At 34.8% G+C, this 18,488-nt stretch carries 19 protein-coding genes and 1 tRNA gene; 17 read left to right on the forward strand and 3 right to left on the reverse strand.

Annotated features, from left to right (window positions below):
- Positions 1–32: 32 nt before the first annotated feature.
- The 3 genes from QOL71_RS12540 to QOL71_RS12550 all read right to left on the reverse strand — a co-directional run bounded on the left by QOL71_RS12540 (position 33) and on the right by QOL71_RS12550 (position 7,502).
- Positions 33–6,593: a T9SS type B sorting domain-containing protein gene (locus QOL71_RS12540; protein WP_283417248.1), complete on the reverse strand. Its 6,561-nt coding sequence runs from the start codon at positions 6,591–6,593 to the stop codon at positions 33–35.
- Between the two features lie 332 nt (positions 6,594–6,925).
- Positions 6,926–6,998: transfer RNA gene (locus tag QOL71_RS12545), tRNA-Phe, on the reverse strand.
- A gap of 186 nt (positions 6,999–7,184) precedes the next feature.
- Entirely contained in the window at positions 7,185–7,502 is a 318-nt protein-coding gene (locus QOL71_RS12550; protein WP_283417249.1) for a hypothetical protein, read from the reverse strand.
- Between the two features lie 340 nt (positions 7,503–7,842).
- On the opposite strand from QOL71_RS12550, the gene QOL71_RS12555 reads away from it, so the two are divergent.
- From QOL71_RS12555 to QOL71_RS12635, 17 genes are all read left to right on the forward strand, one after another.
- The gene (locus QOL71_RS12555) at positions 7,843–8,412 is read left to right on the forward strand and encodes a LuxR family transcriptional regulator (RefSeq protein ID WP_283417250.1); all 570 of its coding nucleotides are present in this window, start codon (positions 7,843–7,845) and stop codon (positions 8,410–8,412) included.
- Positions 8,413–8,464: 52 nt separating this feature from the next.
- The gene (locus QOL71_RS12560; protein WP_283417251.1) at positions 8,465–8,854 is read left to right on the forward strand and encodes a hypothetical protein; all 390 of its coding nucleotides are present in this window, start codon (positions 8,465–8,467) and stop codon (positions 8,852–8,854) included.
- 3 nt (positions 8,855–8,857) lie between these two features.
- Positions 8,858–9,868 carry a recombinase family protein gene (locus QOL71_RS12565; RefSeq protein ID WP_283417252.1) on the forward strand — a complete coding sequence of 337 codons (1,011 nt, stop codon included), beginning with the start codon at positions 8,858–8,860 and terminating at the stop codon, positions 9,866–9,868.
- Positions 9,868–10,086 (forward strand): hypothetical protein, encoded by a 219-nt coding sequence (locus QOL71_RS12570; protein WP_283417253.1) that lies wholly within the window; start codon positions 9,868–9,870, stop codon positions 10,084–10,086. The genes QOL71_RS12565 and QOL71_RS12570 overlap by 1 nt, the downstream gene beginning before the upstream one ends.
- 3 nt (positions 10,087–10,089) lie before the next feature.
- Positions 10,090–10,533 (forward strand): hypothetical protein, encoded by a 444-nt coding sequence (locus tag QOL71_RS12575; protein ID WP_283417254.1) that lies wholly within the window; start codon positions 10,090–10,092, stop codon positions 10,531–10,533.
- The gene (locus tag QOL71_RS12580) at positions 10,520–10,756 is read left to right on the forward strand and encodes a hypothetical protein (RefSeq protein ID WP_283417255.1); all 237 of its coding nucleotides are present in this window, start codon (positions 10,520–10,522) and stop codon (positions 10,754–10,756) included. Before QOL71_RS12575 ends, QOL71_RS12580 begins: the two co-directional genes overlap by 14 nt.
- Before the next feature lie 128 nt (positions 10,757–10,884).
- The gene (locus QOL71_RS12585; protein ID WP_283417256.1) at positions 10,885–11,097 is read left to right on the forward strand and encodes a hypothetical protein; all 213 of its coding nucleotides are present in this window, start codon (positions 10,885–10,887) and stop codon (positions 11,095–11,097) included.
- Between the two features lie 2 nt (positions 11,098–11,099).
- Complete coding sequence (locus QOL71_RS12590; RefSeq protein ID WP_283417257.1) at positions 11,100–11,744, forward strand: hypothetical protein; 645 nt, start codon at positions 11,100–11,102, stop codon at positions 11,742–11,744.
- The gene (locus tag QOL71_RS12595) at positions 11,732–12,028 is read left to right on the forward strand and encodes a hypothetical protein (RefSeq protein ID WP_283417258.1); all 297 of its coding nucleotides are present in this window, start codon (positions 11,732–11,734) and stop codon (positions 12,026–12,028) included. The genes QOL71_RS12590 and QOL71_RS12595 overlap by 13 nt, the downstream gene beginning before the upstream one ends.
- A 3-nt stretch (positions 12,029–12,031) precedes the next feature.
- Positions 12,032–12,493, forward strand: a complete 462-nt coding sequence (locus tag QOL71_RS12600) for a hypothetical protein (protein ID WP_283417259.1) — start codon at positions 12,032–12,034, stop codon at positions 12,491–12,493.
- Positions 12,494–12,495: 2 nt separating this feature from the next.
- On the forward strand, positions 12,496–12,867 hold the full coding sequence (locus QOL71_RS12605) for a hypothetical protein (protein WP_283417260.1): 372 nt from the start codon (positions 12,496–12,498) through the stop codon (positions 12,865–12,867).
- Between the two features lie 6 nt (positions 12,868–12,873).
- Entirely contained in the window at positions 12,874–16,065 is a 3,192-nt protein-coding gene (gene dnaG, locus QOL71_RS12610; protein WP_283417261.1) for a DNA primase, read from the forward strand.
- Between the two features lie 298 nt (positions 16,066–16,363).
- A complete protein-coding gene (locus tag QOL71_RS12615) occupies positions 16,364–16,585 on the forward strand; it encodes a hypothetical protein (protein ID WP_283417262.1) in 222 nt (73 codons plus the stop codon).
- A 43-nt stretch (positions 16,586–16,628) separates the two neighbouring features.
- Positions 16,629–16,976 (forward strand): hypothetical protein, encoded by a 348-nt coding sequence (locus QOL71_RS12620; RefSeq protein WP_283417263.1) that lies wholly within the window; start codon positions 16,629–16,631, stop codon positions 16,974–16,976.
- A 2-nt stretch (positions 16,977–16,978) separates the two neighbouring features.
- Positions 16,979–17,335 carry a hypothetical protein gene (locus QOL71_RS12625; RefSeq protein WP_283417264.1) on the forward strand — a complete coding sequence of 119 codons (357 nt, stop codon included), beginning with the start codon at positions 16,979–16,981 and terminating at the stop codon, positions 17,333–17,335.
- Between the two features lie 80 nt (positions 17,336–17,415).
- A complete protein-coding gene (locus tag QOL71_RS12630; RefSeq protein WP_283417265.1) occupies positions 17,416–17,970 on the forward strand; it encodes a hypothetical protein in 555 nt (184 codons plus the stop codon).
- Between the two features lie 140 nt (positions 17,971–18,110).
- The gene (locus QOL71_RS12635; protein WP_283417266.1) at positions 18,111–18,407 is read left to right on the forward strand and encodes a helix-turn-helix domain-containing protein; all 297 of its coding nucleotides are present in this window, start codon (positions 18,111–18,113) and stop codon (positions 18,405–18,407) included.
- The last annotated feature ends 81 nt before the right edge of the window (positions 18,408–18,488 follow it).

Genomic DNA, 18,488 nt, shown 5'->3' on the forward strand with positions numbered 1-18,488 from the left:
TAAAAAAAGGCGCTTTATCAAGCGCCTTTTTTTTAATTCCTATTTTTTATCACAAGATAACCTGTCAACAGCCTGCCATCTGTCAACACAATATGATACCAATAATTATCCGTAGGCAATAACCTGCCCGAAAAAGTTCCGTTCCAAAAAAACTTTCCTGATACTACTGTATCTAAGACTACTCTTCCATTCTTATCCATAACTCGAACTTTTGTACCCGGATAATTCTCTAATCCTTCTATTTCCCAGTTATCATTAATACCATCGCCATTAGGAGTTAAAATGTTATTAATCTTAAAAATAGTAAATTCTTTTAAAGAAACTGCACAAATATTGGAGACTTCTCTCACATATACCTTATGATTTCCATTATCCAAATTTTTAAAAACGTTAGAATTTTGCCAATTATTGGTATTATCTAATGAATATTCATAGTTAGAAGCTCCTTTAATTATAACAGTAGCGGTATTATTTTCTATCTGAATATTTTGGATTTCCGGACCTGGCATATTAGGAATAACACCAGAGGTTATATTAACCAATATAGGCAATCTCAAAACACTCTCACAATCATTTACCGTCTGTGTTGCATAATAAGTAAAACCATCCTGTAATGACGTATTGGAAGGAAGAGGAATAATTGATAATTTATCAGCATACCATTTTATATTACTGCCATTCACCTTGACATCAGATAATTTTGCATTCTGACTAATACAGAACAATTGCGGAGAATCTCCGGTTGGCGGCAAAGTTGACTGGATACTAACCGTAACAGGAATACGATCACTTGTACAAGTCGCAACCACCTGTGATGCATAATATGTTTGTCCATCAACTAATAATGTAGAAGCAGCCAGCTGACTAGTTCCAAATGCAGAGTTATACCATTTGACACCTGTTCCCGTTATTATTATGTCGGCAATTGTCGGCTTATTTTGTATACAAAAATATTGTTGGGCATCAGCAATTGGCTTTGGTGTACTATTAGTATACGTATTGATAATTACTATTTCAGGATCAGAGATACATCCATTAGGATTTTTATATCTCACACTGTATGACCCGGGAACAAGATTAGCAAATGAATTATTACCAACCCAGGTGAGACCATTATCTATTGAATACTGTACAGCTATACCTGCATTAACTAAAATCTCACCACTAGAATGGTGACAGTCTAATTGTTGAACTTGTACTACCGGCTTAACTGGCGTATCGATAGGCTTTTTTATTACTACAAGTACAGAACCCGATTCACAACCGGCAGAATTTTTGGTTTTAAGATAATAATTACCTGGAGATAATTGTCCTGAGTATGCACTTGAAGTATAAGTCAAACCATTATCAAAACTATAAGCAAATGCTGGTGTAGTAATATTAATATCCCCAAATGGATTAACACATGACGCTGGTTGATTAATGCTGTAAGTAGGTAAAACAGGTGCATTAGGCGGCATATCTATCGTTACTGACAATGCTGGCGATGGACATCCTGAATTGGAAAGTTTTTGTCTTACCAGATAGGTTCCAGGCGGCAATGTCGCATTAGAGCTTGTAATCCATGTAAGTCCATCATCAAAGCTATAATATGCTGCGGGAGATATTACTGCAATATTTCCCGTATTAGCTGTACAACCTACTGGTTGGGTAATTGAAACCTGAGGAAGCTCGGGTGTTAAAGGTCTCGTATTAACCGTAACCATTGCGGCAAAAGAGATACAACCGGCTGCATCTTTAATTACGATATTATAAGTTCCGGGAGTTAAATTTGTCTTAGTGTCTGCAGCACCAAATGTAAGACCATTATCAAAACTATATTCCGAAGCCGGGCTTGTAACTTTGATTTCTCCGAATGCATTATTACAATCCGGTTGTTTTACAGCATAAGCTGGAGCTGGCAATGGAGCCGGCTTAGAAATCACCACAGTTGCAACATTAGAAATACATCCTGTTGTATTTTTAACTTTAACATTATAAGTTCCCGGCAGCAAGTCACTTTTAGAGTTTGAATAAGTGAATGTTAACCCATTATCAAAACTATAAGTAGAAGCTGGACTTGTAACGGTTATAGTACCTGTAGAAACACTACAAGTCGGTTGTGTTACAGATACATCAGGCGCTGCAATTGCAACTCCGGAATCCAAATTTACGACTGTTGTTTTTGATTCGCAGCTATATGAATTAGTTTTAATTTTAATAATATATGTTCCCGAACCAAGATTTGTTTTCATTGGATTAGTAGTCCAAGAGGCTCCGTCATTGAAAGAATAGCTGACACCTGTCGTATTAATTTTGATACTGCCGTCTGTACTATCACAAGCTGTCGGCTGTACTACAGTAACCGCAGGAGCAGCTGGGACATTGGGACTTGAATTAATATAAACGTAGGCAGCCTGAGATATGCAACCAAAACTATTTTTTATCAAAATATTGTAATATCCGGAGGGAACAGAATTTTTAATTGGATTGGTAACCCAAGTTGTTCCATTATCAAAACTGTAAAGATCAGCAATAGTATTTACTATAATTGTACCTGAAGGAGATGAGCAGGTTGGCTGTATTGTTGTCACTTGCGGAGCATTCAAATAATACTTCTGAACATTTACATTAGCAGCAGTAGAAACACATCCGATTGAATTTTTAATCTTAATACTATAGTATCCCGGGGCTGGATTCAGCAATGAAGAACTTGTAGTCCAAGTAACACCATTGTCAAAAGAGTAAGATGCTGCATTGGAGACAACTGTTATACTTCCGTTGTTGCTACAAGTTGGTTGAACAACGTTAACCATTGGTCGGGGAAGATAATAAGCGTTAATGGATACACTGAAGCCATAAGGATCTGATGTGCAATTCTGAGCATTTTTAATCATTATATAGTAATAACCACTAGTCAGGTTATTAAGAACAGGATTGGTTGTCCAGGTATTTCCGCCATCAAAACTATATTGTGACGCTGAAGTTATAATTTTTATACTACCATTTTGCCCGCATACAGGCTGAGTGACTTCTACATCTGGCTTGGGCAGATAAAATCTATTAAAATTAAGATATCTTCCGGAAAGGTTGGATGTGCAATTTTGACTATTCTTGATAGCTATAGAATAACTACCGGGCTGTAGATTAGTAAAAACAGGACTTGTGTTCCATGTGCTCCCTCCGTTGATACTGTAAGAAGCAGCTGGCGTTGTAATTGTAATTGTACCTCCAACACCACACGATGGTAATGTGTAAGTATAATCCGGATCATCTAAATAGAAATTTTGTAAATTAACTGAAACTCCTGATGATTTACAACCAGAATTATTCTTGATATAAACACTATAATACCCTGGATTTAAATTATTAAAAACAGGGGTAGTTACCCATGTATAACCATCAATACTATATGAATCCGCAACCGCATTAACAGTGATACTTCCTTTACTTCCACAAGTAGGCTGTACAACTGTGACCGATGGAGCAGCTAATGAGTTGTCGTCCATGTAAAAACTAATACTATTAGAAATACATCCTGCTTTTTTCACTACCAGGCTATAATAACCTTTGTTAAGGTTGTTAAAATCTGGATTTGTTGACCATGAACTTCCTCCATTTATACTATATTGATCTGCTGCTGATGTAAATTTTATACTGCCAATTGTATTACCACAGCTTGGATTAACTGCAGTATATGTTGGTGACTCCAAATATGGCTGATTAAAATACGTATAAGCAGACTCTGAGATACAGTTCAGGTTATTTTTAATAACAATAGTAAAACTAGATCCTGTCAAATTGCTAAACACAGGATTAGTACTCCAAGTAGAGCCTCCGTTGATACTATAAAAATCAGCTACAGTATTGATGGTTATAGTTCCTTTTGTTGTACAAGTTGGCTGCACAACTTTGAAAGAAGGCTGCGGTAGTTTTTGTTCGTACAAATATACATATTGAGCATAAGATTTGCAGCCAATGTTATTCTTCACCATAATCTGATAGGATCCCGCAGGTAATACTTTGGAATTGGTCGTAACCCAAGTTACACCATTATCAAAACTATAAAAGTCATATACGCTGTTAATAGTGATTTTTCCATTAACTCCACAACCAGGCTGCTCGACCGTATATATAGGATTAGGAAGGTAAGGCGGATTAAGAGTTACAGTAGTAGCCTGAGAAATACAGTTGGCACTGTTTTTAATTTTTATTGTATAATTTCCTGCCGGCAATTCTGCCAAATTGCTCGTAGTCCAAGTTGCACCGTTATCAAAGCTATATTGAGCTGCCTCTGTTTTTATATAGATAGCCCCATTGGTTCCACACTCTGGTTGGATCACTTCATATTGTGGTGACTGATTCTCAAATTTATATACATAGATAGTTTTAAAATAAGATATGCAGCCCAAGTAGTTTTTGACACCTACAGAAAAATTACCTGAATTGACGTTACTTAGAACATTCGATGTTACCCAGGTAGTACCACCATCAAAGGTATAAAAATCTGCAGGTGTATTAATAGTAATACTGCCAGCAACCGAACAAGCAGGACTAACCAATGTATATTCCGGATCGCCCAAAGTTTGACTTTCTATAGCAACAACTTGCGGATTAGATATACATCCTGCAGCATCCTTTGTTCGGACAGTATACTTGCCTGGCTGTAGTTTATCTGCTACTGGATTATTAACCCAGGTTACACCATTATCAAAACTGTAATAAGCTGCAGAATTGGTAACAGTGATGGAACCCGTATCTCCACAAAATCTTGGCTGCGTCGAGTTGCAATTGGGATATGGCAACAAAGATTGTACAATATCAACTTCTTGAGAGTAAGATATGCAGCCTTTGACAGTTTTGACTTTTACAAAATATTTTCCTGGATATAAATTAGATTTTATAGCATTAGTAGTCCAGGTAACACCGTTATCAAAACTATATTCCGATGCGGGGGATATTACCTTTATTGTTCCCGAAGACACAAAACAGGAAGGTTGCGTAACTTGTAAAGTTGGTGTGACAGCAGTTAAGCTTGGTTCTATACTCACACTCGCAGTGCTACTACAGCTATAGCTATCTGTAACCGTAACGGAGTAAACTCCCGTATTGCTCACGGAAATAGTTTGCGTTGTTTCACCACCCGGACTCCAAAGATAACTACTACCTGTTGATGCAGTCAAGTTCGTACTGCCCGAACAGACATTCAGGATACCTGTAATATTTGCAGTTGGATTCCTAACCTCTAAGGATACTGAAACTATTTTGTAACAGCCGGCATCTCGGGATATTCTTACATATACATTTCCAGTACCAGATGGATACTTAGTAAAATTGCTAATACTATTAGAATTACTAAGTGCATCGTTATAATTTTTAAAATAGGTAAAACTAAGACCTGCTGTAGATGTTACTACTTTGCTATCAAAATCGGTGAGATTAAAATCCTCTACTCCATTCCCATCAGTATCACATTTTGATAATTTTGCCGTGTTTACAGGGATATTACAAGACGATGAACAATTAAGAAAACTGATATCCCAACCTTCATTAGCATCTGTATCCGAAGCATTTGTAAAAAAATTATTACCACCGCACGAACTGCCTTGTATATCATAATCTACATATACACCTACATTATAATTTGCTTGGTTTGTATTGGGAAAATCCGAATTATTAAGAACAAAATTAAATTTCTTATTAACATTATCTATTGTAGCTGATTGTGTTGTATAAACAGTAGCACCGCTTTCATTAAATAATTTCAAAGTGATATTTTTGACAGATGCGGTTACTCCGCCGGAATTTGGAACCGTAAACACACCTGAAACATTAATGGGTAATGTTGGACAAACAGCATTCAAAGGGCTAAGATCAATGCTTCCGACAAAACTCTCATTCGAATGTAATAGACAAATATCATCTACATACGCATATCCAAAATGTCCCCCTAATCCACAACGCGACGCCATAAACTCCACCGTAAATTCCTCATTATTAGGAATAGAAGAGATATCGAGCAATCCTGATTGCCAGTTGGCTGTATATAATGTCACATAGCCATAGCTGCCGTCCGGAACTTTTGTAAATATGCAGTTCTTTTCATCGCCAACAAGACAAAATTCACTTACTACAACATTTGACTTATTAAGTATTCTTGCTTTAAAAAAAGCTTGATTATCAGTATGGCTATTATCATAAACACTTTGAAGGATGGCCTTATAATTAAATTTTACAAAATTCTCATTATTGGTTTTGAATCTTTTCCCCTGTACTATTGATCCATAAGTACTTGAATTAGGATAATTAATTTTAAGGGCATACTGATCAAATGCTTTTATGTCTCCCATATAAGAATCGATAAGATTGGCAGGAACAGTTGTTGCCATCAGATCTCCGTCAGTAGGATCGTATTGATTAATATAAGAGTCTGCTTTATTAGAAATAGACCTACACTGCGTTGGTCCGGGCGGATCTCCTATAGAAAATAAAAAATTCTTAAGATAGCTTTTTCCCCCAACACTTTCAAATTGTTCAAAGCCGCCATTAGAACACAATTCCACAAGAGTTGGGGTTGCCTTTAGCATTTTTTTCTTTTCTGAAAGAACTTTCATCGCTCTCTCTTTTAGAAACTTTTCTCTTAAAACATGATTTGTTATTATTTTCCCATGCGAGTCTTCTACAATACCATTTGAAAGATAATTGATTGTATCACTTTTTATTTGTGAAAATAATTGAGAATATATAGTAAGTAATAATAAAAAATAGAGTTTTCTCATCATGAAGTTTTGAAAATTAGTTTTTTTGCAAAAATATTTCTTTTTTGAAAATAAGCAACTTTTATTATTAAAATATAAAATTAACTTTCAAAACTCAATTTTAATATGAAAAATCAGACAATAAATTAGCAAAAAACAAAAACCGCCTAAATCAGGCGGTTTTTAAGTGGTTTCTCCAGGGATCGAACCAGGGACACACGGATTTTCAGTCCGTTGCTCTACCAACTGAGCTAAGAAACCATACTCCATTGTTTTGAGTGGTGCAAAAATACACTCTTTCCTTTTATAATCCAAATTAGATTAACACTAATTTAATATTTTCCAATAAAAAAGCCACCTGAACCAGGCGGCTTTAAGTGGTTTCTCCAGAACTCCTATTATTATTGATTATCAGCATAGTTAATATTGTTTTGTTCTGTAGTTGTTCTATTTCAAGTGTCTTTGAAGTAATTTAATTGCTTTTTCCATATCCTTTTTTAAGAGAGCAATTCCGTTTTCCTCACCATATTTAGCGGCATCTTCTGCAACTGATAAATAATCCTCAGTTTTTTCATCTAGAAGTTTATTAAGATCAATCATCGGATAAACAGTTTTTATCTTTCTAACAATCTCTAAAGTAAAATTGCCTTTCCCATTAACTATGTTAGACCAATGCTGCCGACTTAATCCAACAGATTCGTAAAAAACTTTTGGCTCGATATCATTTTCTTTTAGGAACAATAAAATTTTATCCCTGATATTCATACAGTTACATTTTTTTCCAAAGAATTTTGTAAATTATTTATTTACAATGTAAATTATTTATTTACATTTGAAAATAATTATTGACGTTTATTTATGACAAATGTAAACAAAATCAAGACAACCCGAAATATTGATTCGGATATCGAAAAAATGTGGGAAGTTATAGATGAATATTTACCTGCAAATTATACTCAAGAGGTAATAAGAAAAATTCCTCTGGTTAAGCCTAGTAATGTAAGGATGGTAAAGAGAAACCGTAAGGGTAAGATAGCGATAATAAGAGCGATGTATGATGTCGCGGTTGAAACCAAAAAATTACTAAACCCATAAATTTTAAAGTATGAACGCAAAGCGACTTTTTCCAGGTATGCGTGACGGCAGTCTGGAACTCTTCGTCCTCGAGGAAGAGGACCGAATAATGGCAATAAAAGATGGACAGGTAAAAGAATTTGATGAGCTCGATTCTTCTGAAACTTCTTTTATTAGAGAAATTATTGATTCAGAACAAAAATTAAGAATTGTTCTGGAGCATTGGTGGCCAGGCAATATTCAAGCACAGATCAAACAAGTAGCAAAATGCAGGTTTGGTGGTCTTAACCATATTCCGGATGTATCAGAATGTGGAACTGTTGCCAATCATGATCATCGTGATTGTTCACAACGCGGTAATTGTGTTGGAGAAAACATTATCTGTAAACCTATTGTTTACAAGGGTAATGAATTGAATTCATTGGAAGTAAAGGCGGTTCGCCTTATGTCAACAGATATGAAGAATTCTGTTGTCTGTCAGGAGCTCGGTATGCCAGAAGGAAGCTTTAATGTTTTCAGAACCCGGCTGTATCAAAAATTAGGAAATATTAACTGTAAGCAAGAGCTTGCCAGCATAGGCGTTTTACTTGGCATCTGCTAAGCGGCGGGATTTGCTTATCTACTACCCTGCCCCGGCAACGGGGCTTTATATTATGAAACAAATTTATTTAAATATTGACATCCACCACGAAGCAGCTAAATTTTTGAATTTGCCAAAATCTCAAAAACTGAATGTTGTTTTTTCTCTTCTGACTTTAAAAAGTAATGGTCTTATTAATAACGTTCCGTTGATAAAATTTGGTGCTCTGATATCGGTTGACATTCAATTATTGATAGATAAAATATCTCAATCAAAAAGCGATGAAGATCTAATACGCTTAGCAGCAAAATATAAAATGATGTTTAAATACCATATGGTTTCTTCTGAACATCTATTAATTCTAGAAGAAAGATCCAATCAACGGATCGATACTATCTACAGAGATAAAAACTTTGATATCAACAAAAGGTTTTTTCCGTATAACGAAATCTGCAAAAATTAAATTATGATTTACGGCTACTTACGAGTTTCTTCTGATGAACAAGATGTAAACAATCAAAAGAGTGGAGTTCTTGATTTCGCAAAATCAAAAGAATGGGAAATAGAAGATTGGATTTCTGATGATGGTGTTTCCGGGACAAAAGATCCAGAAAAACGTCAACTAGGAGTTTTAATGAAAAAATGTCAAAAAGGTGACATCATAGTTTGTTCTGAGTTATCTAGGTTAGGACGGAAAATGTTGATGGTTATGTCAATTCTTGAATACTGTATGAAGAATGAGATAATGATTTATACTGTAAAAGATAACTACGTTCTAGGTGATAACATTCAATCTACTGTTTTAGCATTTGCTTTTTCCTTAGCGGCTCAAATTGAAAGAGATATGATTGCAATGCGGACAAAAGAAGCGCTAGCTGTCAGAAAAAGAGAAGGAGTATTGCTTGGAGCACCGAGAAATGTCCAAAAAATATCAAGAGTTTCGGATGATTTAATGGCAGAAATGGTAAAACTTGCAGAAAATGGAATGTCAATATCTTCTATCGCTAGAAAAATGAATTTTCACAGGATTACAGTCGGCTATTATTTGGCCAAATCAAAGACGTTTAAAGGTGTTTTGGATGGCTACAATATCGAATATTTTAACGGCACAAAAATAAATCTCACCAAAAGAAATGCAACGGATTATGGTCTCTATTACAAGCATATCAGTGATGCTTATCAGGAAGGAAAAGACATGTCTTTTATTGGAATAAAACATATTGAACCAAATTATCGTGCTACATCAAAAGAATATGAACGAGACAACTTCACAAAATCAGAACACCCAAAAATCGACAGGGATAAGATGGAAAGCTTTATTCTAAACGATATGACAATTCCTGAAATTCATAATAGAATGGTTGAAAGTGTTTCTTATGATGAAGTTTATGATTATATCAGTGGCGATACTTATCTATCAAATGAATATAGATTACGAGGTCAACTCAGGTGTAAATCAAAAAGAGTTAGAGGCTGATGGATGAAATCAATAAACTATCTGAAAAAGTAGGATTTAAAGTTCCTTTAGACGGCTTTCTCTCAGTTCTTTTTGGAAAGCGAATTATTGACATTGTGCTTTTTGATAAAAAATTAAAGTCAAGATTTGAAGATTATAAAGAGATTTCGATGAAGAGTTTTTTCATCAAAAAGTTTGGGATAAAATATTTTGAGATTTTAGATAAGCATACTACTTAAGATATGGATATAATAAAGTCAGAATTCACCATAACAGAGAAAAGATGTCCACTTTGCAGAAACCTCAAAAATATTGAAGAGTTTGACAAATACTTCTCAAAAAAACGGCAAAAGTATAGACCTCAAAGTTATTGCAAACTTTGTTCAAAGGAAGAAAAAGCAAGGAGATCAAAAGAATATTACCAGACACATAAGAAAGAGAGAATTAAATATGCTAAGGAATATGCTTTGCGGCCAGAGAATATTGAAAAAAACCATCAACAAAGAATTGAGTCAAAAAGAAGGCGTCGGGAAAACTTATCAAGTTCATATGTTAGGGATTTAATGGTTCAGAAGTTTAAATTCAAAAATTCTGACCTACTAGAAAATCCAGATTTAGTGTTGATTTACGCAAATAAAATCAAATTAAAAAGAACAATAAAAAAAATAAAATATGGCAAAAAATAAACTTGGAGATCTTAATGATCATCTATTTGCTCAAATAGAAAGATTGAATGATGAAACTCTTACACCTGAACAAATGGAATTAGAGCTTAAGAAGGCAGAAGCTATGGAATCAGTCGCAAAACAAATTATTGATGTTTCTAAAACGGTTCTTGATGCTTCCCAATTGAAATTTAAAATTTTGGAAAAAGGATATCAGGAAAATTCTTTCAAATTATTGGATTAGTGAAATGAAAAAAACTTTCAAAGTCAATTTCGAAGATTGGAAAAACGTTAGCCGAAGCTTTGACCTTTCCAACTGCCATATATCAATGAATGGCGAAACACAAAAAGTAACCGTAAAAATTATAAACAATGAAAATACTGGAGTTAAAACCCGGACAACCGGTGAAGATCAATAAAAGAGATTACAAGTACGAAGGTGTAAAAAAAGTGAAGGGAGTTATTGGCATCGTCCAAAAAATTGTTTTTCAAGGCAATACTCCAGAAGACCGAATCCTGTACTGTTTGACTGAAGGCAGCAAAACACTTGAAAACGAGAATATTTTAATCGCTGAAATCTTGTAGTTATGGAAAATAAATACAAACCAATCCTTTTTTCTACTGAAATGGTACAGGCTATTCTGGCTGTTAGAAAAACTCAAACTAGAAGAACACAAGGACTAAGTTCATTAAATAAAAATCCTGACTTATATGGCTTGGGAAATGTCCAAATCAATGGTGTATTCAATTTTTATTTAAAGGAAAATGAAAAAGGAATTTGGATTGAACCAAAATATCAACCAGGCGATATACTTTGGGTTAGAGAAACATTTATTGATGTTGGTGACCAGGCTGAATTTTTTGAAGGAATCAGGTTTCATTATAAAGCTGATAATAGTTTTGTCGGTTGTTGGCCGTGGAAACCTTCTATCCATATGCCAAAAGAAGCTGCAAGAATATTTTTAGAAGTTACCAATGTAAGATGTGAGCGCTTGCAGGATATTTCCGAAGAAGATGCAATTGCGGAAGGTGTTGAAAGCTCCTATACAGTTTGCAGAAATCCGGGATATGCTTACAAAAATTATGAGAAGTATTATGATTTCATCAGCCCTATTTCTTCATTTGCTTCTTTATGGCGAGTTATTAACGGCGCAGATTCCTGGAAAGCAAATCCCTGGGTTTGGGTATATCAGTATAAAAAAATCGAAAAACCTGAAGTATGGCCACAATAAGAACTTACCATCAGACTCTTTTCAACATCCCGGCAGTTCAGAAAGAAGTAAAACTAAAACCTAAGAAACCGCCGGTTCCGGAAAAAGTCAGAAAGAAAAATAAGCGAATGTATAATGCCAGCTACCGGCTACGGAACAAAATTGGTGAATCTGCTTTCCCAAAGAAATCAAAAAATATCTTTTGCGAACTGGGAGATCCGGATATTGAAAACATTAAAGAAATAAAAATACTAACCAAAGAATATGGTTTTGCCGTAAAACCATTGCCATTTTTAAACTTATAAGTCATGAACAAATATTTATTTAGAAAATTAGAACAAGCTCACAGTGCTTATATCGAGAATTTAATTTTTATTCCATCTGAAGTAATTCGTGATAGACCATCTCATTCATTCCAGGATTTTCAAGAACTAGATTGTGAAAAAATTTGTGAAACTCTAAACTGGCGCAAAGAAAAAGATGTTTTTGAAATAATAAAAGAAAATATCGAAGACTCATCATTGGCTTCTTCAATTTTGAACAACAAGCAAACTGGTTTTTTAGCTGAATGTTATTTTCCTGAGTGTAGTAATTTTTATGTTCCGGAAGGTAGTGATACACCAACAGCATGGTCTGTGAGTGGAGGAATTTGCAGAATTGAATGGTTATATGCTGACAGCATTGGTGAGCTTGTAGAAAAAATTCTTGAAAAATCAGAATCAATTTTTGAAGAAACATTTAAAGAATATACTAAAAATAAAACAACTTAAATATGAAACATTCCTTTTTAACAGAAGAATTTTATCGTTTTTCATACCAGGCGGTAGCGGTCCTTAATAAACTTATTGAAAGTAAAGATAATCTGGTAGCAGATAGAGATATGTATTCAAGTGGTGAATTTCTTTTTTTTGAAGTTTATGATAATGAAAAAAGCAGAGAGATTCTAAGTCTATTAATATCAGATTTTGATGAATACAAGAAATATAATAATGAAAACTTCGCATCGGATGAATCAACGGAAATTGGACTTTGCGCATTGCAAGATATTCATTTAAAATATTTCACTGCCGAGGATGAAATAATGTGGGACAACGAAAATGATTGCTTTGAATTAAGATGCGCTATTGAAAACGACGAAGATTAGAGGGTTATGGGTTACATCTCAAAAGAGTTTATAGATAAATTACTGAGCGAGGTTGATATCGTCAACCTGTTTCAGCATTATGGCATCGAGGTAAAAAAGAAAGGAGCGTATTTTTGGTGTCTCTCACCATTCAAGGAAGAAAAATCGCCCAGCTGTCAGCTTAAGCAAAATACTCAGCGCTTCAACTGTTATTCCACCGGAAAGAACGGGAACGTCATTACTTTTGTAATGGACTACAAAGCATTGAATTATGCCGAAGCTGTGGAGGAACTGGCGAGGTTCCAAGGTCTGACCATCCAGTATGAAAGCGAAACAGAAACAAAAATATACCAAGAAAAAAGAACGATCCAGGCAGAGTTCCGGAAGCTTCTTTTTTCGCTCAAAATATTATTCCAGGATCAGCTGCAGAAACTTCCAAAAACTCATCCAGCTTGGTTGGAGATCGAAAAAAGAAAGTATAGTGATAATGATGTCAAAGAATGGGAAATAGGATACGCTCCCGGCAATAAATTCATTTACGAATACTTTACCTCATTTGGCAATGTTGATGCTGCAAAAAAGTTAGGACTTGTCAACGATAAGGATAACGATTCTATCTGGAATAGACTGGTCTATCCAATCTATGATGACCGGGATCAGATAGTCGGATTTGCTTCCAGGGATCTTTCCGGAACCGAGGATTCTGTAAAATGGATGAATCCTAAAGATAATGATCTTTACAAGAAGGACCAGGTTCTTTATGGACTTAATTCGGCTAAAAATGCAATACTGAGGAATAATCGTGTTTGGTTGGTAGAAGGTTACAATGATGTGATTGCATGGCAAAAGAACGGGTTAGAAAACACGATTGCGCCTTGCGGTACTTCTCTTATGATGAGTCACATTAAGATCATCAAAAAGCTTACCCAGAAAGTTACCATTTGTTTTGATCCGGATGGGGCTGGAAAAAAAGCGGTTATCAAGTATTTGCCATTATTATTGGAAAACGGTTTTTCCGTTGATGTTTGCCAACTTCCAAAAGTTGATCCGGATGATTACTCCAGACAACACGCAGATGACATCAATCTAAAAGGTCTGGCTGTTTCCCTGCAACCCTTCATCATCAATGGTTTTCAAGTGTTATTACTCGAAAAGCTTCAGGGAGACGAGATTGATATGTCCAACGGAATTAAAGAAATTGCAAAGACGATATCCAAGATTCCGGACTTCACACTGCAGCAATTGTATATTGACCGGCTTACAAAAGAATCCCGGCAAAAACCCGCCCATATCCGTTCATTAATTAAAGGGTTTGAATCAGATCAGATCAGGGTTTTGAACTCTGAAAATGAAAGATACGAAATCCCCAGAGGTGTTACCACTCCGGTAGATGTCCTGGCTCCCATTATTGATAAATATGAAATGTTCATATCGGATAATCAGATTTGGATGCAGACAAATACTTCAGAACCTTATCAGTTCAAAAGTATAAGCAACTTCTCTATAGAAATATTGCAGCATATGCATGATGAAAAATTTGCAGCCAAATTAATCAAGATATGCAATGTCTTAGGTGAGGAAAGAATATTTGATGCTCCTGCAGATGCAATGACGGCTCCTTTGGATTTTAAGAAGCTATGCGCACGCCAGGGAAATTATAAGTTCAAAGGCGATGTGAAGGATCTCGATAAGCTTACGGATTATCTTTATGATAAAATGGGCGTTGGAGGAAAGATTGATGTAATGGGTTGGGATGTCGAAGGATTTCACGTTTGGAACAATACGGTCACTGTTCCGGGAAAAGAAAATATTGCGATTGATAAAAACGGAATGTTCCATTATGATGGACATACTTACTATGTTCCATCGGCCAACGAGATCTACCGGAAGAATAATTACAAATACAAAAAGCAAAAGCGCTGCGTTCTGAAATCGACTCCATATCCGATAGAGGAATATTTACATCAGATGAAAAAGGTGCATGGTAAATTCGGAGTTTTAGGAATGTTGTTCGCTTTTGCGGCAGCACACCAGGATCTGATCATAGAGACTTCGAAAGGTTTTCCGGAATACTTTCTTTATGGACCTCCTTCCACCGGAAAGGATGAGCTTTTCGGAATAATGAAAGGATTCTTCGGAATCGATAAAAAGAACTTCATCAACCTTGAGAATCGCCAATCTACCGGAAAAGCAAGACTTAGGTTATTCGCAGAATATTCTAATTGCCTGGTCCATCTTTCAGAGTATATGAATGGCGACAAGGAAACCGATGGTATGATGAAAGGATTATGGGATCGTGGATCATATTCCAAGGCTACACTGGATAGTAATGTTTCTACAGAATCTTTACCGATCCTGAGCGCTGCTATAATTGCCGGAAACCAGGCTCCGACCGATGAAGCTTTGTTGACCAGGCTTATCTATGGAGAAATGGTAAAAAACAAATTTACTCTCGAGGAACGCAAAGAGTTTGAGAAGCTGGAGGAAATGACTACCGAAGGAATCACGTCATATATGAACAAAGTAATCTGGCACAGGCCTATTTTCGAGAAAAATTTTTCTGATAAGTTCTATATGTTCAAAAGAATGCTGAGTGGCCGAGAATCATTTAAAGGAGCTGAAGATAGAATTATTACGAATTACGCCGTTCTCGGTGCAACTCACGAGATTCTGAAGGAGACAAATGACTTTGTTTTTCCTTTTACTTCGAAGGAACTGCTAGATATATTTGACGAGTTCGTGAAGATCCTGAGAGCTAAATTGGAATCAGCTTCTTTATTTACCAAGTTCTGGGATGTGTTCATCTGGTGTCTTCGTGGAAGCGAGCAGAATCGATTAAATATCAATACGGATTTCAAGGTCGATGGCGATCTATTGATTTTGCGTTTTACTGCAGTTTTCAACAGGATCCAGACGGAATGGTTTCCTCGATTTACTGAATCGTGCCCTAACAAAGCAACGCTTCAGAATCTAATCAAACAGCAGAAATATTTTGTAGAGGAAAAGTCAGGGACTCGTTTTGGTAAAGATGAAAACGGCAGGGATATCAATACATCCGGATATGTTTTGGATCTAAATAAATTCCCTGCAGAAACAAAACAGGATCTTCTATTCTCATTCAATATGAACAAAGAAGAACTTGAAAGTAAATTAAAAGGTATGGCCAGCCTGTTTCCTAATAGTCCACCCCCTGCAACCCCCGATAATATTAGTATTTAACGAGATAGTATGGCGAAGAACTTGAGACCGCTTTTTTATTTTTTTTTATGTTGGACATGTGTGAAAGCGATTTTTAAAATCCAACACTTCCAACAACTCTAAAATATTAAAAATCAATAAAATAATAAAATAAGTCTGTTGGAAAGTTGTTGGAAAACGTTGGAAGTTGTTGGAAATCAATTTTTAAATCCAACAACTTCCAACAAAACAAAATATTACAACTCTGTAAATCAATAATTTACATTGTTGGAAATGTATTTACAAAAAACATAGGTATAATTTTAAAATAAAAAAAATCATGAAACACATTATTGTTGTAGTAAGCTATTCAGCTTATGTTCCTGAAGATATGACTGTGGACCAATTAGAAGAAAGTATTGATGAAACTGTCAGAAACAATTTCGAGGGTTTTAGAGCTACCGCTGAAAATTATCATGACGAAGAGGAATCTGAACCTTGGTTTGAATTATCTGGTGTTATGGCTGGTACAGAAAGTATGATTTCGGTTGGAGGTAACTAAAAATAATAGAAAAACATAGGTATAATTTTTAAATTAAAAAAAAATGGAAATAGAATTTAAAGACATTGAGAATATTATTAGACTCCACGCTCACTTTGTTGTTTTTGGAAAATATTCTAGTGTAGAACAAAAAAATGAATTTGAGGCTGTAGGTGAAGCAGCAATGAAATCTCTTTGGAAAATTAGAAGAGAACTAATGTTAAATGGTGATGTTGGTTTATCACTCGAAGAATTTAGAGTACATCGAAAAAAGAAAGAGTATATTCAGTCAAGAGTAGAAAAATGGGAAGCTTTAGATGAAAAGATTTCTAAATTTTATGAAGATGAAGATTCTGAAGGAGACTTATGTGAGATTGGAGAAATAGCAGCTGCTGCTTTTGGTTACTTGTAGCTATGAAACAAAATAGAGACAATCCTCTGTTCAAAGAACTATATCAGAAAAGAATAGGTTTATCGCCTCTTCTTTTCTGTGAGTTCTTCCAAGGCATGGATGTTCTGCAGATATATGGCGAAGAAAGTAAGGAGTATTTTTTTGCAATCTATTTCTCCGGCATTTTGATTGGCCACGTTTACTTTGGGGATAAATTTTCTGATGCTGATCTGGCAAGGATAAAAGAAAAATATTTTCCACCGACGTGGGATCAGATTTATGAGTATGTCAAGAATACTTCCGGAGTATGGTACTATAAATTTGATGTTACACAGTACGCTTATGTTCTGCAGGAACCTAATGTTCTACAGCGTATATAAAAATAAATAATTAAATTATAATAAAATATTTGGACGTTAATTTAAGTTTTACTTAAATTTGCTTTATCAAAAAATAAATTATGAAAAGAAAAAGTACGAAATCCATGTCTATATTAGAGCATAAGTTAGCTTTAAATAAATATATAGAACTTAACAAAGAGCTATGGAGTAGTTCTAATTTCTATAGTTTTTTCATCGAAACTAAGACAGATTTATCTACGGATAAATGGATACATTGCATCAAATATTTGAAAGCAAACCAATGTCATAACAAAATCTCATCATATCTATATGATGATTTTGAAATTCATACGCCAGAAGCAGAACCGAATATTATTTTTGAAATAATCCAAAGTCTATTTGCTTACACATCTGAATTATTTAATAAAATAAAAAACCTTAAAATAATTATTGAATCGTTTTCTCGAGTAAAATCATTAATAGCTGATTTTGATAAAAGAAAAATGATTCAAAGGTTAAAACATAACTTCCGCCACTTCGATGATGAAGAAAATAATGAGTTAAAAGTTGAACGAAAACAATTTTACAACTCTTTAATTATTACACCATCATGGAAGAATTTAAAAATAAACTTAATGAAATACTTTCCAAGCATGAACTTGACAGTGAATTAAGATCACAGCTTGAAGACCTTAGAGATAGTCTCAAAGGTGGGCTAACCAAGAAAGAATATTATGATATTATCCTACAGTGGATTACTATTATAAAAGATTTGGCAATAATATATTTCACAACACCAAAAAATTGAGTCAATATGACAATCGGAGAAGTAATAAAAGATCTATTAGACAGAAAGAATATTTCGCAGAAAGAACTTGCCGGAAAAATAGGAAAAAGCACTACTGCAGTTTCGCAGATTATTAAGGGTGTTTACCAACCTAATCCGGAAACATTGGAAAAAATAGCCGAAGTTTTAGATATTCCGGCAGGAATCATTCATTTCCTTACGATATCTGAAGATCAAATTCCAGAAGATAAAAAGCAGCTATTCAAATTTGTTGCTCCTACAATGGAAAATTTTATTTACGAGATTTTCTCTATGGAGAAATAGATTTTCTTTATTCAACAAAAAAGCTTCCTGATTTGGAAGCTTTTTTTATATATTGGAAGTAAATTACTAATTTACTTTGTA

Source organism: Epilithonimonas pallida (assembly GCF_900182975.1).
Classification (GTDB): Bacteria; Bacteroidota; Bacteroidia; order Flavobacteriales; family Weeksellaceae; genus Epilithonimonas; species Epilithonimonas pallida.

Coding starts and splice junctions, on each gene's coding strand:
- QOL71_RS12620 (WP_283417263.1), top strand. CDS start 16,629: ATGGAAATAGAATTTAAAGACATTGAGAATATTATTAGACTCCACGCT.
- QOL71_RS12625 (WP_283417264.1), top strand. CDS start 16,979: ATGAAACAAAATAGAGACAATCCTCTGTTCAAAGAACTATATCAGAAA.
- QOL71_RS12570 (WP_283417253.1), top strand. CDS start 9,868: ATGGATGAAATCAATAAACTATCTGAAAAAGTAGGATTTAAAGTTCCT.
- QOL71_RS12550 (WP_283417249.1), bottom strand. CDS start 7,502: ATGAATATCAGGGATAAAATTTTATTGTTCCTAAAAGAAAATGATATC.
- QOL71_RS12555 (WP_283417250.1), top strand. CDS start 7,843: ATGAACGCAAAGCGACTTTTTCCAGGTATGCGTGACGGCAGTCTGGAA.
- QOL71_RS12565 (WP_283417252.1), top strand. CDS start 8,858: ATGATTTACGGCTACTTACGAGTTTCTTCTGATGAACAAGATGTAAAC.
- QOL71_RS12605 (WP_283417260.1), top strand. CDS start 12,496: ATGAAACATTCCTTTTTAACAGAAGAATTTTATCGTTTTTCATACCAG.
- QOL71_RS12580 (WP_283417255.1), top strand. CDS start 10,520: ATGGCAAAAAATAAACTTGGAGATCTTAATGATCATCTATTTGCTCAA.
- QOL71_RS12595 (WP_283417258.1), top strand. CDS start 11,732: ATGGCCACAATAAGAACTTACCATCAGACTCTTTTCAACATCCCGGCA.
- QOL71_RS12585 (WP_283417256.1), top strand. CDS start 10,885: ATGAAAATACTGGAGTTAAAACCCGGACAACCGGTGAAGATCAATAAA.
- QOL71_RS12590 (WP_283417257.1), top strand. CDS start 11,100: ATGGAAAATAAATACAAACCAATCCTTTTTTCTACTGAAATGGTACAG.
- QOL71_RS12600 (WP_283417259.1), top strand. CDS start 12,032: ATGAACAAATATTTATTTAGAAAATTAGAACAAGCTCACAGTGCTTAT.
- dnaG (WP_283417261.1), top strand. CDS start 12,874: ATGGGTTACATCTCAAAAGAGTTTATAGATAAATTACTGAGCGAGGTT.
- QOL71_RS12560 (WP_283417251.1), top strand. CDS start 8,465: ATGAAACAAATTTATTTAAATATTGACATCCACCACGAAGCAGCTAAA.
- QOL71_RS12635 (WP_283417266.1), top strand. CDS start 18,111: ATGACAATCGGAGAAGTAATAAAAGATCTATTAGACAGAAAGAATATT.
- QOL71_RS12540 (WP_283417248.1), bottom strand. CDS start 6,593: ATGAAAGTTCTTTCAGAAAAGAAAAAAATGCTAAAGGCAACCCCAACT.
- QOL71_RS12575 (WP_283417254.1), top strand. CDS start 10,090: ATGGATATAATAAAGTCAGAATTCACCATAACAGAGAAAAGATGTCCA.
- QOL71_RS12630 (WP_283417265.1), top strand. CDS start 17,416: ATGAAAAGAAAAAGTACGAAATCCATGTCTATATTAGAGCATAAGTTA.
- QOL71_RS12615 (WP_283417262.1), top strand. CDS start 16,364: ATGAAACACATTATTGTTGTAGTAAGCTATTCAGCTTATGTTCCTGAA.